At 55.1% G+C, this 17,150-nt stretch carries 6 protein-coding genes; 2 read left to right on the forward strand and 4 right to left on the reverse strand.

Translation table 11 applies throughout. From position 1 onward, the window contains the following. Positions 1–133 precede the first annotated feature (133 nt). Positions 134–1,027: a prepilin-type N-terminal cleavage/methylation domain-containing protein gene (locus VH413_15525; protein ID HEX3800103.1), complete on the forward strand. Its 894-nt coding sequence runs from the start codon at positions 134–136 to the stop codon at positions 1,025–1,027. 239 nt (positions 1,028–1,266) lie between these two features. Here the strand turns inward: VH413_15525 and VH413_15530 are convergent, their stop codons facing one another. The 4 genes from VH413_15530 to VH413_15545 form a co-directional block, all read right to left on the reverse strand. Continuing rightward, positions 1,267–5,316, reverse strand: coding sequence for a carbohydrate-binding protein (locus tag VH413_15530; GenBank protein HEX3800104.1), 4,050 nt, complete (start codon positions 5,314–5,316; stop codon positions 1,267–1,269). Beyond that, complete coding sequence (locus VH413_15535) at positions 5,313–10,439, reverse strand: glycosyl hydrolase family 28-related protein (GenBank protein HEX3800105.1); 5,127 nt, start codon at positions 10,437–10,439, stop codon at positions 5,313–5,315. The genes VH413_15530 and VH413_15535 overlap by 4 nt, the downstream gene beginning before the upstream one ends. A 209-nt stretch (positions 10,440–10,648) precedes the next feature. Continuing rightward, complete coding sequence (locus VH413_15540; GenBank protein HEX3800106.1) at positions 10,649–11,521, reverse strand: type II secretion system protein; 873 nt, start codon at positions 11,519–11,521, stop codon at positions 10,649–10,651. Between the two features lie 114 nt (positions 11,522–11,635). Continuing rightward, positions 11,636–15,304, reverse strand: coding sequence for a LamG-like jellyroll fold domain-containing protein (locus VH413_15545; protein ID HEX3800107.1), 3,669 nt, complete (start codon positions 15,302–15,304; stop codon positions 11,636–11,638). Positions 15,305–15,714: 410 nt separating this feature from the next. Here VH413_15545 and VH413_15550 point away from each other — a divergent pair, with 410 nt between their 5' ends. Then, complete coding sequence (locus tag VH413_15550; protein ID HEX3800108.1) at positions 15,715–17,130, forward strand: sugar MFS transporter; 1,416 nt, start codon at positions 15,715–15,717, stop codon at positions 17,128–17,130. Positions 17,131–17,150: the final 20 nt, after the last annotated feature.

Raw genomic sequence — 17,150 nt, forward strand, 5'->3', positions numbered from 1 at the left:
GCGCAATCCGGCGCAGATTGCGCGAACCGCAGAGCGGCAAATGTGCGTTTGACCGCTCATCCCCGAAAACGGGGATACCTGATTACCCTGGAGATGGGTTACTTGTATAACGACCCACGACACCCGTGATTATATGAAAAATAAAACCCAGCAAACTCGTCGTCAGACCGGCTTCACGCTCATTGAGCTACTGGTCGTCATCGCCATTATCGCGATCCTCGCGAGCCTGCTCCTGCCTGCCTTGACGCAAGCCAAACAACGTGCCCAGGGAATTTCCTGCGTCAGCAACATGAAACAGTTGCAACTCGCGCATATTCTTTATCAAGGTGATAATATGGACTCTTTCCCGTGGAACGCAGCCATCACCGCCGGCGATTCCGGCAGTACGTATATTGGCATCAAGCCCAGTGATCCGAACTGGGTCGCCGGCATAATTGATGCGCCGGAAAATAATGCTCCTAATTCAAATCCGTTTGGCGCCGAGACGAATCAATATTTATTGGGCACCTTGGGCGATTTGGTTCCGAAAATCGGTTACACACACGGCTCCATCGGGCCCTACGCGAAGAACGCCGGAGTGTATCATTGCCCGGCCGACAAATTCGTGGATCCATTTGCTCATACGTTGCGCGTCCGATCCTGCTCAATGAATAATTTTGTCGGCACTTCGCCAAAACAGATCAGCAGCGGCCCTCCCGCGTGGCTCGGTGGCGGGTCGTTCACGGAATTTCAAAAGCTCTCGGATTTCACTTCGATGAGCGCTTCGGATTGCATCTGCTTTCTTGATGAAAATCCGCGTTCGTTGAACGATGGTTTTTTTGAAGTGGACCCCAGCAATCCTAACTCCGGTGGCGTGGATAAACCAGCGGTCAATCATGGTAATTCCAGTTCGTTCTCTTACATTGATGGACACGCCAAGCTTCAAAAATGGACGGACTGTTTTCTTTTGGTAAATGTCAATGTGGGCACAAGCGGCCCTTATACAGATAATCAATGGCTGTGCGCCCACGCTACAGTTCACAAATAAGATTCTTATTCTGAAATAAAATACCCCTGGCTAAAAACGCCAGGGGTATTTTATTTCCACGGTTGATTGGGGCATTGATAGAGCTGACGCGGCGATAGAGTAAGAGTTTAATAGGTTTGGTTAGGTCAGAGGCGGCGCGGCACGCCGCCCTACCCCATCCTGAATGGAAAGCGCATGCGCTTTCCCAAGGAAGCTTCTGCGCCGGCGGCTACGATGGTTGAATATGAGCCGAATATCACTTACGGCGAGACTAGTCGGAAGAATGAACTACCGTTGGTAGTGACCGGAAAGGTCATTTGATTGACGGCGTCGGATCCGGACACCGTCACCCAATTTGTATTCAAGCCCATCCCCAGCGAGTTAGTCTGGACTTGCAGCATCCAGCCGAGATGGTCTTGCGGCCACGCCAACTGTAGTTGTCCATTAGCCGCAACGAGATTCACTTGTGGCGAAACTTTTGAGATGGGTTCAGCGTTTACCGCCGCCGAATCGGCGCTTCCACCCGCTGAATTGGTTGCGGACACGGTGAAATAATAGGTGGTGCCGTTCGCGAGACCCGTGTTCGTAAAACTTGTCTTCGTCCAATTCGTGGCGATAAGTGTGTAGGTTCCATTCACGGTCATGGAGCGTTTCACATTGTAATTCGTCGCGTTACCCGAGGGGCTCCACATCAACGCCACTTGGCCATCGCCTGCTGTCGCGACCAGTCCGGCCGGTGTGCTTGCCACGGGCGTCGCCAAAAGTCCCGACGCGTAATTCGCGGCCACGTCGCCCGAAGTCAGCACGCCGCTCTCCACTCGCACGCACGCGATGTAACCGTGAAACGGATCATTGCCACCATTCACGCCGGTCCCCGCGATTGCCGAACCCACCTGCATCAACGTCGGCACGGTCGCGAGACGAGTTCCGATGGCATGTGTCACCGCGAGGCTGCCATCGAGATAGGCCAGCAAGGTCGAGCCATTATAAGTGATTGCGACATGATGCCACGCGCCCGCGACCGGGATTTTGGTTCCCCAACTCGTATCGAGGTTGCCGAAATTTCCCGAGATGATGCCGTGACCGCTGGTGTCGCAATTAAATTCGCGCTCATTCATTGGCGAACTGCTGCCGCCCTGGTAACCATAGTTGAAATAGCAACTCGTCGCATTCACATCCACCGGGTAAATCCACGACTCGACGGAGACCGCTCCGTTTGAAGCTATTTCCGCCGGAGTAACGAGCGCTGATTGGGCTGAGTTATTTCCTGACGCGTTGACAAACAGCGCGCTCACCGTTTGTCCATTCCACGTTTGCGGTGCGACGTTCAGGTTGACTCCACTCAATGCGGTAAAGTTACCCACGCCCTGCGTATTGCTCGTGTGGTTCGTCCAAACCGCGCTGCTGGCGTTCAAGTCGCCTGATTGCAAATTCACGATCAAGTCGCCTTCAAAACGAATGCCGGAATTCACGCCCGGCGCGATGGCGACTTGGGTTGAATTGGAACTTTCGCCTGCTGAATTCAACGCGGACACGACGTAATAATAGAGTGTGCCGTTGCTCACGTTCGTATCGGCATAGCTCAATGATACGGTGTTGGGCTGGATAATCGTGTAAGGACCGCCGTCAGTGAGCGACCGCTTCAAGTTATAGCTCGCAGCGGTGGCGGGCGCGCTCCAATTCAGAAATATTTCCGAGTTCGCGGGATTACCGGCCAGCACTGGCGACGTCGGCGGTGTGGTTGCGATGACTGCCGGGGTGAATGATTCCGCTGTGCTCACGGAGGTGCTGGATGCGATCAATGAACCTGCTCCACTGTTCGGCGCCGTCACATATTTGCCGTCGGCGTTGGCGAGGAATCCGACGTTGCCATTGCCCGCGTCCACTTCGGTAAAAGTTTCCCACGAACCGATGGACATGCGGTTCGCAATCAATGGACTGCTGCCCGAGTTGTCCGCAGTCACGATGTCATTGTTCGCCAAACTTTGAAAACCAATGTTTCCGCTGCCGGCGTCGAGGATCTTAAATTCCTGCGTTGCGCCCACCGATGCGCTCGAAGCAATCAGCGCGCTTGAGCCACCATTCGCCGCGGTGACATATTCGTTATTCGCCAATGATTTGAATGAGTAAGTATTGCCAATCACCAAATGATGCGAAGGCACGGGCGCGGCGGAATAGAAACCGAAAAATTCCATGCTCGCAGTGCTGACCGAATCGTTCGTGAATACCAGATAAACCGCATGCACTCCACTCGCGCCACTAATCTGGCAATATTGATTAGTCCAAATTTGCGAACCACCCGTCGCCGGCAGAACGCAGGTTCCAACCAAAGCTCCGTTCGTGCTATCCAAATGAATTTGAATCACACCGTTCGCTTCAGCGCTCGACACTCTGGCCACGAACGTATTCACATTCGCAAAATTGACCGCGCCATAACTGGCGTAAGAACCATTTTGCGTGATCACGTCTGTGCCGCCCTCGATGCAATTTTCCGTCTGAAGATTCGCGCCACCGGTGCTATTCGCCGCCGCCGTCGGCACCAGCGCGGCGTATCTTGAAGCACTGTTGGTCAGCAGAAAATGATTCGCGGGAAGGCCGATCACTGCGTTTGAGTTGATGATGGCGTTGCCCATGACGGCAGAGCCTAAATCGGGCGGCCCGATGGCAATGGCATCCAGCCCAGGATTAATAATGGTATTGTGCTGAAAGGTGATGTTCGTGCCCGTCGAAAATCCGACCGCGTCGTAAAGCGAATTGCTGATGATGTTGCCGGAGCAATAGGCGTTCGCCACCAATCCCACGCCCTGGCCATCACCACCGTTGCCGATCATCATCGCCTGTTGCTGCTGGCTGTAACCGTTGCCGCCGCAGCGAATGACGACATTGTTCATTACTGTTGCCGAGACCAAGTCCGAACCGTTCACGCCGAATTTCATGACGCCGAGCCCGATGTATCGTGCGGTATCGAGAAACAAATTATTCGTCACCAGGTCATTCACGCCGCCATAAATTCCGATGCACTTGCCGCCCCACGGCGCGATCGCCGTGTTGTTGACGTAAGCAATGTTGCTCATGATGGTGTAGAAATTGGTCGTAGTGCCGTTCACGTTGTAATGAACGGAATTGATCGCCATCGCATCGTCGCCCGTGCCGCGCACAAAATTATTTGAGTAAGTCAGGTTCATGCCGATGCCGTTGGCGCTTTGGACATTGTTAAAATTTCCGCCGTCGGACCAGACGCTTAGCACCCGGCAATTCTCAGCGATGCCATTAACGCCCGCGCACCAGAACGCCGAGGTCGCGTGCGTGATCCAGACATTGTTCACTACCCAATTCGTGCCACTAAAATTGACCGCGCCGTTGTTGTTATTTCCCGCGCGGCTGGAGGCATTGCAATCGAGCATCACATTTTGCAACGTGCTCGAAGTGGTTGTGATCATGTTCGCCACGCCTTGCGAATTGTTATTCGGCACCACGCGGTAGAGCGTGCTATACCACGGCCCCGCTCCGCTGATAGTGATGCCCGAGGCGTTCAATCCGCCTTTGATCGCGCTAAAAGAATAGGTTCCCGGCGGTATCCACGCGGATTTGCCCTGTGAACGCGCGGCGGTAAAACAGGCGTTGATCGCGCTGGTGTTGTCCACCGAAGTATTATTTGAAATCGCACCGTAGGTGAGGATCGAAAGTGAATTTGCCGGCTGGGTTAGCGGCAGCGGTGGATTTTCCAAATCAGCGACGTCTATGTAATAGAACGATGCCGCGTTCGTGGAATCTTTTTGGAAGGTCAAAGTGTCATTCGGCCCGATGGCCGCGCCCACGATGAACGCATGCGTGTCATTCCAAAAACCGCGCGGATGTCCATCAGCGGGATTTTTGTCGGTCTGCCCGTTGTAATTGGTGCCTTCATAACAATAATTCTGCAACGAGTTCACACTAAAGGCCTGGCGAAATTCCCCGTTCACATACAGGTTTATCGTGGAGGTAATGCCACCGCCGGTCGGCGCATCGGGAATGCATGAGCGCAAATTGATCGCGGTGAAACTTTGCGCGGTCGTGTTCGTCCACGTCACTGACTGGCCAACCGCGGTCAGTTGCACATAAGCATGACCCGATGCCTCCAACTGCGGGCTGGAATACTGAGTCGTGGGTGAACTCGTCAAGGCCACGACCGTTGCGCCGCCACCCAACACTCCGGCCTCGCCCTCATAGCTGGTGAATGGCACAGTGGCGCCTACTCCCGCGACTGCATGCGCGGAAAATCCTGCCGCCGCGACCATCACCGCCAGCGATAGCAAAATATATTTGATCATGGATACACCAATCGGAAGAAAGCCGTGCCTGAAGATGAATTTACCGGAATGGTAATTTGATTGGCATTGGTCGCGCCCGGCACGTCCACCCAAGTGCTGCTAAACCCGCTGCCCAACGAATTTGTCTGCATCTGCAACCGCCAACCGGTGTGGTCAGTTCCCCAGCTAAATTGAATCGTCCCGTTGCCAACGACGGTGCCGAGTTGCGGCGGCGAAAGGGAAACTGGTCGTGCGCTGGCCGGGCCAGCAGCAGCGCTTTCGCCGAAGGTATTGGTCGCGGTTACTTCGTAGTAATAAGTGATTCCGTTAGAGAGGCCCGTATTGGTAAAACTCAAAGCGGAAAGATTGCTGGCGATCAAAGTATAAGGGCCGCCATTCGCCAGCGACTGTTTCACATTATAGTTTGCCGCACTCGGTGATGGCTGCCAATTCACCACTGCCTGCCCATTGCCTGCGGACGCGATCACGCCACCGGGAGCCGCGGGGACAAATACGAAAGACCCTTGAGTATTCGTCGTTACCAGCATGTAGTAATTCACGTTGAAACCACTTCGGTCGGTGGTCACGCGAAACGTTTCCTCTCCGGTTCCCGCAATTTTTACCAAGTTGCCGCTGGTGTCTTTCAATGGAATCCAGGTGTAGGTTTGATAACTGCCGGTGTCCTGAACCCCGATCGTTCCCAGTTTCAAAATAACCTGGTTGGAGGTTCCGCGCCCGCTGGTCAAGGTCCCCACGCTTGCGGCATCCGTAATTGCCGCGCCCGGGCTCGCGGCGCGCATATAAAAATTGTAATTCCCCGCTGCAATAGTCCGTGTGTAATTTGCCCAATTCCCCGCATTGGCAAATCCGACGTCGTAATCAGTGATTCCCGAAAATGCGAGGCGCAATTTGTCACTCGCGCCTTCCGTCTCGATCCCTTGCGGACGATAGCTTGCGCCCCCCTGCCCGGTTATTCCGTTGGTATAATCAATTCCCACGACCCCGGCGAGATTTAGATAAGCATCAGGCATAGGGTTATCAATGAAACTACCGCCGTTATAATCGAAATCTTCGGCTTCAAAAGTGTAGGCGGGACTTACGGTATCGAATGATAGGGTATTGGTCGCCGAGTTGCCGAGAGTATCGCTCACGCGAACGGTCATTTTATAGAGCGCATTCGTGATGAGCGGAGCGCTCACGCTCTTGGTAGTGGAGTTGCCGTTGACGATCAATCCATTTGCCGAGGAAAACGTATTCGCATAGACCTGTCCGGCAAGGTTCGTTGCGACTACCTGCACAGTGATGCCATTGTTATTAATTCCATTCGTGGAAAAAGCCATGAAAGAGAATGCGCCTGCGGGCTCAAACTGATGCGCGCCGTCGGGATAAATATCCCCGATTACCACCGAGCCGATGTTCAGCACAGTAGAAGATGACAAGGCGTAATCTATCCAGCCATTAATTGGATCGGCGACATTGATATTGTTCAAAGCGAACCCGTTGGGGGAAAAATCACCGATGACTTCCGAGGTCTTGCCAGCCATCCCCGCGTTTGTGCCGAACGTCAAGCCGTAGGGCACATTCCCCGTGACGCCGCCGGCCGATAGGTTGTCCAGGGCCATTACGCCTCCATTGACGTTCGCGCCGTTGAAACTATTTTCGATGTGCGCGACCTCGAACTCAAAATCGCCGCCATACAAATTGATGTCGTAATAGCGTTCGGCAAACGAGGTTGTGTTAAAGAAATGCGCCGTGCCCGAAAAACCATTCGTGCTTAAAATGCCGACGGTGGTGCTGGCCAAATCGGCATCATTGTTGACATTGAAAACGCAGAGGCTGAGGTTGACCGCATTCACATCCGAAGTTCCAGCACCGTCGAAAATCATTCCCTGAATGGTGGCATCGCAATAGGCCCCGATCAAAGTCGCCTGCGGTCCGACGCCGTTTTCTGTGTGCAGACGCATGTAGGTATTTTGGATGATGCTGAAATCTTTCACCAACAATTCGGTGCAATCTCCGAGCGTATAAAAGCAGGATTGATGCAGCACGAATTCCAGCACCGGCGCCTGGATGTTTTGCGGCAGCGTGCTCTGCGATTGTCCATTGCCAATCCAGTAAGTCCAGTTGGCCATATTATCTACCATTGACCCGGTGGAACCGTTGCCGATGTTGAAACCGGTTTTGATCGCCCAACCGTCCACGAGATACAGAAAATGGTTCGTGCAGGTATAGGTGTCCATGTCGAGGTAATAATAGGGATTCGGACAGGCGATGCCGATGCAGTAGATATTTCCACCGCGTCCCTGAATCGCCGGTGGAAAGAGCACGCAATTCGTATTTTGAGTTTCGTAACTGATGGTCACACCCACGAGTCCGCTGTTTGCTTCCAGTGCGACTGCCACCGGGCCGTTGGTCGTGCCCGCGCCTTCATACGGCCGCAACACCGTTCCTTTTGCGAATCCATCCGGAGCCGCGCCTGGCCAATGCCGCAACTCATACGCGCCGCGCAATTCCACGCCGCTGGGAACGTCCAGTGTCGCCGTCAAGCGATACAATCCCGCGGGGACATAGACGATTCCGCCGCCGTTCGCACCCGCAGCGGCGAGCGCGGCATTGATGGCGGCGGTGTCGTCGGTCACGCCGTTGCCGGTCGCGCCGTAAGCGGTGGCGACAAACAAATTGGTCTTCGCAGGCTGGCGCGATTCATAATCGTTGAGCACGTTCGTCCAATAAAAAACGGGGAACGCGTTTGAAATTGCGGGGCGTGCATCCACGAGCAGGTTGTTTGCGCTGCCGCTGTTCACGATGTTCCGGGTGGGCGTAAAAGTGCAGCCCACAAACGCCGCGCGGGTGGCGGTGGAACTCATGGTGCATTGCGTTGCACCTTGCAGGGTGGAGTTCACGACATTGAAAACGCCCGGTCCCGAAAGCGCGAGTGTATTTGAAATCGTGCAGTTCTGGAACTGCATCCATGAGCCCGAGTCCGCGCCGGTGGACTTCACGGCGGTCCCGCTACGGCCGATGATAGTGCAATGATCGAATTGGATGTTCGCGTCCGTGTCCGTGCGCGTGCGGGCAACGGCGACATCACCATCGAGGGTAAAATTCGCGAACATCAGGCCGAGTCCGCTGGGCATGTCCTGAACCATGATCGCCGTAGCGCAATTACTGATCGCGCCCGAATAAAAAGTGATGCCTGGATCGCCGTTGCCGGTATTCGTAAACAAAATGCCGGTGTTGTAACCGCTCAGAAAAGTATCCACGCAGAGATCGCCGTCCACGCGAATCATGCGCCAGCCGGTGCCGTTCGTGCGCATCCAGGCGGCGTGCGGACCGCCGGGCGCGGGCGCGTTGGTTAGAAGTGACGCGGGCCAAACATCGGGCGAAAAACGCACATCTTCCGCGTGACAGATGTCAAAGATGGAGTCCGTGTTCACGCCGAGAAACAACGGACTGCCTATGACAGTGGAAAGAATATGGCGATCACCATTCGCCGCTTGAATGCCCTGATAGGAATTCACGAGCACCACATTTTTGATCACGCAATCGCCCGACAACTGGATCGAATATGGGTAACTCACGATGCTCGATGCGTTCTGGTCGGGATACCAGATATTCACATCCTTGAGCGAACTGGATCCGCTCATGGTGATAAAGGGCGTGCCGTTGCTTTGTCCAGCGCCGGTGTAAACCTTGAATGTGGTGCCGACTAGTCCATTCGTTCCCTTGGTCCAATCGTTCCAATCGCCGTGAAGCGTCACGCCGTTGGGAATCGTCAGGCTGTTCGAAAAGGCATAAAAACCGTTGGGCACAAAAATCACACCACCGCCGGAACCGTTGGCGTTATAGACGGCATTTATCGCATTCTGAAAGGCGGCGGTGTCATCAGTCACGCCATCGCCTTTCGCGCCGTACTCCTGCGGCGTCGTGACGGTGATCACGATTTCATTGGTGTTTAAAGTCGGAATGACTTCGTGCAAGCCGGTGACAAAAACCATTCCGTTCGTTTGCAAAACTTGAAATGTAGTCGTGGTCGCGCTGTGCAATCCAGTCGTCCATTTTGTCGCGAGATAGCTTTCGATGTTCGTACGGTCGCTGACGCTGAGGGCGGAGTTGTAAACGATCAACTCCGCGAGGTCGCCCTGGTAATTTCCGCTGTTGATCGCGCGACCGACCGTGCCACTTTTCAGGAACGTGCCCCCGAGCAGCGCGCCGGCAGTCCGATTGGCCACATTGGTTCCATCGAAATAAAGCGATTCCGCGAACGCCGTGGTGATACGCTCGGTGGAAATTCGCGGGACGGGGAATTTGAAGGTCGTATCGAAATTCAGGTCGTCGCCATATTCGCCCCAGCGCCATTCGTTGGAAGTGTTGTATCCGATGTGCAGCGTAGCGTCCTGGCCGCCGTTGTCATTGCCGAGAATATAACTGCTGGATGAACCTTTGTTTGCCGCCACTTCCATCGCTATGACGGTATAAGCGGAATTGCTGAGGCTGCTCAGATCCACGCTGAGATAATCATTCGCGCCGTTGAAGTGGACGACTTTCGCCAATCCGGCCTGGGTTTGCGCGAGGGTGCTGTTGGTGCCGACGGTGGGCGGAGTGCCGCCGCTGGCGTTATTCGTCTTGCCGCTTTTGTCGAGCCACGTCACGACTTGCGTGCCGCTGACGGTCATGGCGTTTGCGTCGGCGGCGTCGAGCCACAACCGGCAAGTGGCGCCCGCCGAAATATTCGTCGGCAGAAAACCGTTGCCGATGTCGTAGGCGATGAGTTGCGCCGAACCGGGAAGGGAAAGCTGCAAGTTGGTGAGCGTGACGGAGCCGTTGCCGCCAGAAGTGCCGATGTTGGCGATGAGTGTGCCGCCCAAAACCCCGCGACCGGAATACAGGCCGATCTGGATTAATTTGGTGGCGGGCAAGCCGGCAGTGGTCGGATTGCCAGAAGCATCGGCGGTTTGAAGCACCGGACTTTGGGCGAAAACAAACCCGTTGGTGGCGAGACCGGGTTGCGTAGTCCAAATGAGTTGGGTCGCGTTACCCGCGGCCTGCGCTTTGGGCACAAGGCCAATCGTAAAACCGGCGAAGGCGGCCAGCAGGGCGGCCGATACTGCTGTCCGCATCGGAACAAACAAGGAAGCAAACATATATATCAATTTCGTTCTGGCACATTTTAATTCACCACTGGACAAATCCTATCTCACTAAAACGGGGAGGCCCGCGATCACGGAATCCGCGATCGGGCAAAACCAAAATGCGGATGACAAAACGAATTGAAGTGCCGGCAAACAAGACAACTGCTCTTTCATATATTGAAAAAATAACCGAATGAACTGCCCCAACGGATTTATCCCTCTTACTGAGTCCAACCTGGAAAACGGTAGCCCTCGTAGAGAAATTCGTAGTCGGCTCCCGGACTGTAAGTTACACCACCGCCACCGCCGTTCGCCGCCCGAATGCCGGCAGCGATCACATTTCCATCCGTCCATCTATGCTTTTCAGCATGGGCATCGGCATAGCCAAAGGTATTCACATCGCCGTGATACATTGGGGGCGGATCCACGCCAGTGAAAGATTGCGGGTGTCCATTGGCGGCGGTCGAAGGAAGCCATTGCAATGCCCAAGTGCCGACATTGAAGCCGCCACCTTGCGCGCCAGCATCTTCGATGAAAATAAAAGTGGAAGAACCGTCCGAGATATCCGTGAGGCGGCGATAGGTATCTCTAGTGCCCCAAAATAAATCAGACGTAGGGCTATAGCGCTCGCCTCCAGCATTTTGGGTTTTCGAATAAGTGCCAAAAGCCCAACCACTGGCCATGGTGGATTTCTTGAAACGCGTGTCGCCGGGACATTCGTATGCGTTCGGATTGGGCGCATATTTAAATAGCGGGTTGCGTGATGCGATTTGTTGTTGTGCCTGGGTGACCCATAAGCCGGGATTTCCACCCGCGAAAGAGGGACCGCCGGGGCCTCCCCAGAATCCACCCGCCGAATTCATGATCGCGCCGCTGTTATAATCCGCCATCGGGAGAATTTGTTCCATGTTATCACCGGCGTACAGGGTATATGCCAATCCCAGTTGATGCTGGTTGCTAATGCAAGATGCCTGGGTCGCCTTCAACTTCGCGCGCGCCAAGGCGGGCAGCAATAAGCCGGCAAGAATGGCGATAATGGCAATGACGACGAGCAACTCGATCAGGGTAAATCCACGTTTGCTGGCAGGCTTCATCGAATCTCTCCTTCTCCTCTGGGCACAACCGGTCATAAAATCAATAAATTTACTGCTTAAAGGAGGCGGGGCGCCGCTTGGTGCGACACCCCGCCCATGACTTTCAAACGTCTCTTAGTACTGCAGACGATAGAACTTGTTTCCACCCGCAGCCGAAGGATTGACGGCGTGCGGCGAGGTGAAACCAGTGTCGCTGGTCCACGGACCATTGATGCTCGGGGCTTCCTGGAGTGTTCCCGCGCTCCAGCTCAGCGTGAGCATGCCGTTGGCGAAGGTCGAGGTCAGCGGCGCGAGTTGCGCGATCGAGACGCCAGTGATCAGACCCGGTGCTGGGCCCGCTTTGTAGTTCGCCGCAATCTGCGCCGGAGTCAATACGCCGGTTTCCACGCGCGCTGCAGCGATCAGACCCGAGAACGGATTGGCGCCTGCGAAAGGTCCACCGCTCGTGCCAGAGCCGACCGAGATATAGCTCTCGTCCGTCAACAGGGTGATGCCGGTGTGATTTCCGTTGGCCACGCCGTCCTGATAAACGATGAGGTTGCTGCCATCATAGGTCACCGCGATATAATGCCACACGTTGGCGGTGGGCGCCGGATTCCAGCCAAGGTCGGCGTTGCCGAAGTAGCCGGTAAACGCGCCGTAACCCTGGTTTTGATAATTCAGCGCGCGGTCGAGGTCACCCGAGTTTGATGATTGATCACCGTAATTGACTACGGTGTTGTTATTGTTCACCTGAGTGGCGAAGCACCAGGCTTCCATCGTGCAAGGATTCGCACCGAGAAGGATGGCCGGAGCGGGAGTGTTAATCGCCTCAACCGAGTTATTGCCGACACCGGCAACATTCAACACTTCCAGCGGCTGGCCGTTGTATAACACATTGGTCACATTCAAACCAATACCACCAGCGAAGGTGAAGTCACCCACGCTGTCAGTGGCAGTTGTTTCATTGTGCCACACGCCGGCGTTGGTATCCAAACCATCCGACGACAGGTTCACGATTACTTCACCCGCAAACGCGACTTGAGGTTCAGCCGATACCGGCAACACGATCAATGCAAGCGGCGTGCTATTAGCGGTGCCAAAGGCATTGCTGGCTTCGAGGCGATAGTTGCCCTGATCGCTCAGTCCGACGCTCGACAGCGTCAGTGTGCTGCCAGTCTGGCCGCTGATGTTTTGATAAGCGCCGCCGTTCTTGCTCACCTGCCATTGATTGGTGATGGGCTGGTTGCCAGTGAACGCTGCGGAGAAGGTCACCTGCTGACCGACGAAGAGTGTGTTGCCCGTCGAGGTCGTATCCGCCAGGACTGTCGGCGGAGCTGCAGGCCGGATGGTCAAGGTCACTGGAGCGCTGGTCACTACCGTGCCGAGATTGCCGGTTCCGACTAATTCAAACTCATAGTTGACCGGGGTTGTCGTTGGACGAGGCAGGCTCGTCGTGCTGAAGGAATAGGTCAAACCGGTTTGGCCGGTAATATTGCTCCACGTCGTTCCTCCACTGCCATTGTCAGACTGCCATTGATAGGTCAGGGTTTGGAGCGATTGAGCGTTGGTCACGGTCGCCGTCACACTGTCACCGTAGAACACGACGTTCGAGGGGGAGAGTGTAGGAGTGCTCAGCACAACGATGGCCGTGCGGGTCGGACCGGCGATCAGATTATTCGCGATTTGGCTGGCCGTCAGGACGCCAGTAGAAACACGCACCGAGGCGATGTCGCCTTGGAATGTATCCGTGCGGTTCGTAGTCGTCGGATCTGCACCGGCGATGCCGGCGCCTACCACGAGCACGCTATCAATGGTGTGCAACGGTCCATTATTATTGGAAGTATTCAGCACGCCATCCTTGTAGCAACGCAGGGTGGTGCCATCGAATGTCCAGGCAACATAATGCCAAGTATTTGCGGTCAGAGTACCGCTCCAGCCGGTGTCTCCGCCGAAGTTGCCGGAGAACGCCGAACCGCCGGAATTGCCGAAGTCGAATTCACGATCTTCGCTTGCTGCCAGCGTCGAACCACCTTGCACGCCGTAGCCGATAACAGTGTTGTTGCCACTGATGGTGGTGGGATAAATCCAGGCTTCAACCGAAACCGCGCCATCATTGATGATGTTGGTTGGAACGAGGTCCGTTGAATTCAGCGCGTGACCGCTATTGCCACCTACCGCGACTGCCGGGACGATTGCTGAATTATAAATCAGGTTCGTGACGGTGAGGTTGGTGCCGTTGACGGTGGTGAAATCACCGATGCCACCGATTTCGTTGGGCCAAGTAGCAGAATTCGTGCTGAGATCAGCCGATTCAAGCTGCACAATGAGCGAACCCGCCACCTGGACTTGAGGCAAAGCCGAGAGGGGCGCCACGCTGATAGCCGTTGCGGAACTGACGGCGCTGCCGAAACCATTGGCTGCGGAGAGGCGATAGCTGCCGGAATCGGATATTTGCAGATTGCTCAGGACCAGCGAGGAATTCGTCGCGCCGGAAATGTTCGCGAACGAACCACCATTGCTGAACTGCCAGTTGTATTGAATGGGCTGGTTGCCGATGAATGTCGCGGTAAATGTCACGCCGGAGCCCACGAACAGATTGCTCGTCGCTGAAGGTGAAATGTCCGCAGACAATACCGGCTTGGACGCCGGGTTTACCTTGATAACAATGGGCGGACTGATAGCGACGGAAATACCGGTCACTTGTACTTCATATTGGTAGTTTCCAGCGGTCAGAAGGCCCGTGTTCACTGCGAGGGTGGAATTGGTGGCTCCGCTGATGGCGGTGAAGTTAGTGCCGCCCGCGCCGCCGTCCGTCTCCCATTGATAGGTGACAGCGGTCGTAGCCTGCGCGGTTTCCGTCAAGGTGATAACATCACCCAAAAACGCGTTGGTGCCTGGAGAGGCAACCGGAGGCAAAGCGATGGTGCCGTAATCAGCAAACAGGCCCGCATTATAGTTATTGAGGATCTGGCTGGCGTTTAACACGCCGGTCATGACACGCGCACAAGCAATATTTCCGTGGAAAGGATCACCGCCGCCGGTCGCGCCGTCTGAACCCACGCACAGGATGCCGGAGGTGGTATTCCAGTTGGGCTTGTTTGCGGTTGTGTTCAAGACGCCGTCCTGATAGGCGCGGAAAGTCGTGCCGTCGTAAGTATAGGCCAGATAATGCCAGACGCCCGCAGTCGGGAAGGTCTGAGGCGTCCAGTTCGCGTCGTCCGCGTAACCGGATACAGCGCCGTTGCCGTTACCGACACCATAATTGAAGTCGCGCTGATGGTCGGTTTGCGGCTGGGTGTTGACATTGCCGTAAGCAATGACCGCGCTGGTGATTGTCGCACCGGCGGCGCCCACGTCATTCGCATAGACCCAGGCTTCCGCTGAAACAGTTCCGTGGCCGAGGATTTGCGCGGGCACTTGGGGCGTGGAAACCATCGAGAAACCACCATTCTGGGCAACTGCCAGAGCGTTCACATTGGTGCTGCCGACGATTGAATCCGAATAAGACAATGACGTGATCATCGTCGTGCCTCCTCCAAGAGTGTGGAGATTACCAACACTGAAAGTATCCGTGGTATTGTTTGTCCAGACGGTATTGGCCGGATCCAGATCAATCGAACGCACATTCAGGATGACGTCGCCCGCGGGTTGCAAATATTGAGTCTGAGCGGACGCGACCCCGGCGGCAGCGGCGATGATCTGCGCGCACGCGGCGGCGGACAGAAATTTGTTAAGGCCAGAGTGGCGGCGCAGAGCCGGTGGATGGCCTGGTAGAGGCGGCGTTTTGAAGATGGATTTCATTGCTTTGTTTTTTGTTTGTTAGTTGTTGGTACGGTACAGTCGCTGTTGCAAAGAAATATCCGCCGTGAAGAAGCGGCGCCGGAGTGGCACAATTTCGCGAGCAACGTGGGTCATTCAAGTGAGATTAAATTATAGGCGCGTGCACTTGCCATCCCCGTTTTCGGGGAGGTTGGATTTATGACGCCAGCACTGGTTTGATTCCTCCCTCGGACACAAAAAAAACACGCACATAATCCGGAAAAGATTAGCTCAGGTCGAGTACCGGTTTTAATTCATAGCATAACGATTTCTGACTCGTCATCGTCCCTGCGGCCGCTATTCCCTTTAAGTTGAAAAACAAATCCCTCCCCGCTTTTGAGGATGGTGTTGCAAAAGCGGTTTGTTACCCTTTTCATACTCAACCACTAACTATGGCATCTATTAATACGACTCGCGCACCGAGTGTCTCCGCATCCGGTTCCGGCACGCAAACCTACCGTGGCCCGTTTGCGATCATGACGATCCTGTTTTTCATGTGGGGGTTCATGACGGTGTGGAATGACATCCTCATTCCCAATTTCAAGGAGGCGTTCCAGCTCAACTTTCTTCAGGCGATGCTGGTGCAGTTCGCCTTTTTCGGCGCGTACACGGTGGGCTCGCTGATTTACTACGGCATCTCGCTTGTCTCGGGCGATCCGATCAATCGCATCGGTTATAAGAACGGCGTGATCATCGGCCTGCTCATCGCGGCGGCGGGCAGCGCGCTCTTTTTCCCGGCGGCGGTGATGACTTCCTATCCGTTCTTCCTGCTGGCGCTGTTCATAGTCGGCTTGGGATTTGCGATGCTGCAAATTGCCGCCAACCCGTACGTCACTATTCTCGGCCCGGAGGAAACGGCTTCCAGCCGCCTTAATTTATCTCAGGCGTTTAATTCCTTCGGCACAACCATCGGGCCGTTGATCGGTGGCTGGCTGATCTTTAAAGTGTTCAACAAGGACGGGGTGCATGGCATTGACGCGGTGAAAATTCCTTACCTGTGTTTCGCGGGCGTGTTCGTGCTGCTGGCGGTGTTTTTCAAATTTGCGCATCTGCCTTCTTTCACCAACACGGATGTTATGGAACGCGGTTTGGGGGCGTTGAAACATCCGCACACAGCTTTGGGCATGCTGGCGATCTTCATGTATGTGGGCGGGGAAGTGACGGTGGGCAGCGCGATTGTCAATTACTTGGGCCTGCCCAAGCTGGGCAGCCTCACGCACGAAGCGGCGAGCAAGTTTCTGTCGTTTTACTGGGGCGGCCTGATGGTGGGGCGGTTCATGGGCGCTTTCGCCTTGAGCGCGATGCAGAAGAAGCTCAAGCATGCCTTGGTGGCGCTGGTGCCGATCGTGGCCTTCCTGATCATCGGCGGCACGGCGGGCTGGGATTCGGCGGAACATTACGGATTGGGATTGGCGTTGTTGCTGGTGATGTTTTATATCGGCGAAGCCAGCGCCCACCGGATGCTGGCGTTGTTCAGTGCAGTGATCATCGGCTTGCTGTTGACGACGATCTGCACCAATGGCGATACGGCCAAGTGGAGTATTTTGGCGGTGGGATTGTTCTGCTCGGTGATGTGGTCGAATATTTTCTCGCTGGCGATCGAGGGATTGGGGCCGCTCAAGAGCCAGGCGTCGTCGCTGCTGGTGATGGCGATCCTGGGCGGGGCGTTATTGCCGCCGTTGCAGGGAGCGATTGCGGACCATTACGGGATCCAGATCTCGTTTGTGGTGCCGATGATCGCCTTTGCCTACATCACGTTTTACGGCGTTTACGGTTACAAGGCCGGACGCACTCATACCAAAAGTTGACCTCATGGGTGGATTGGATT

The sequence above is a fragment of the Verrucomicrobiia bacterium genome, assembly GCA_036268055.1.
Lineage (GTDB): Bacteria > Verrucomicrobiota > Verrucomicrobiia > Limisphaerales > Pedosphaeraceae > DATAUW01.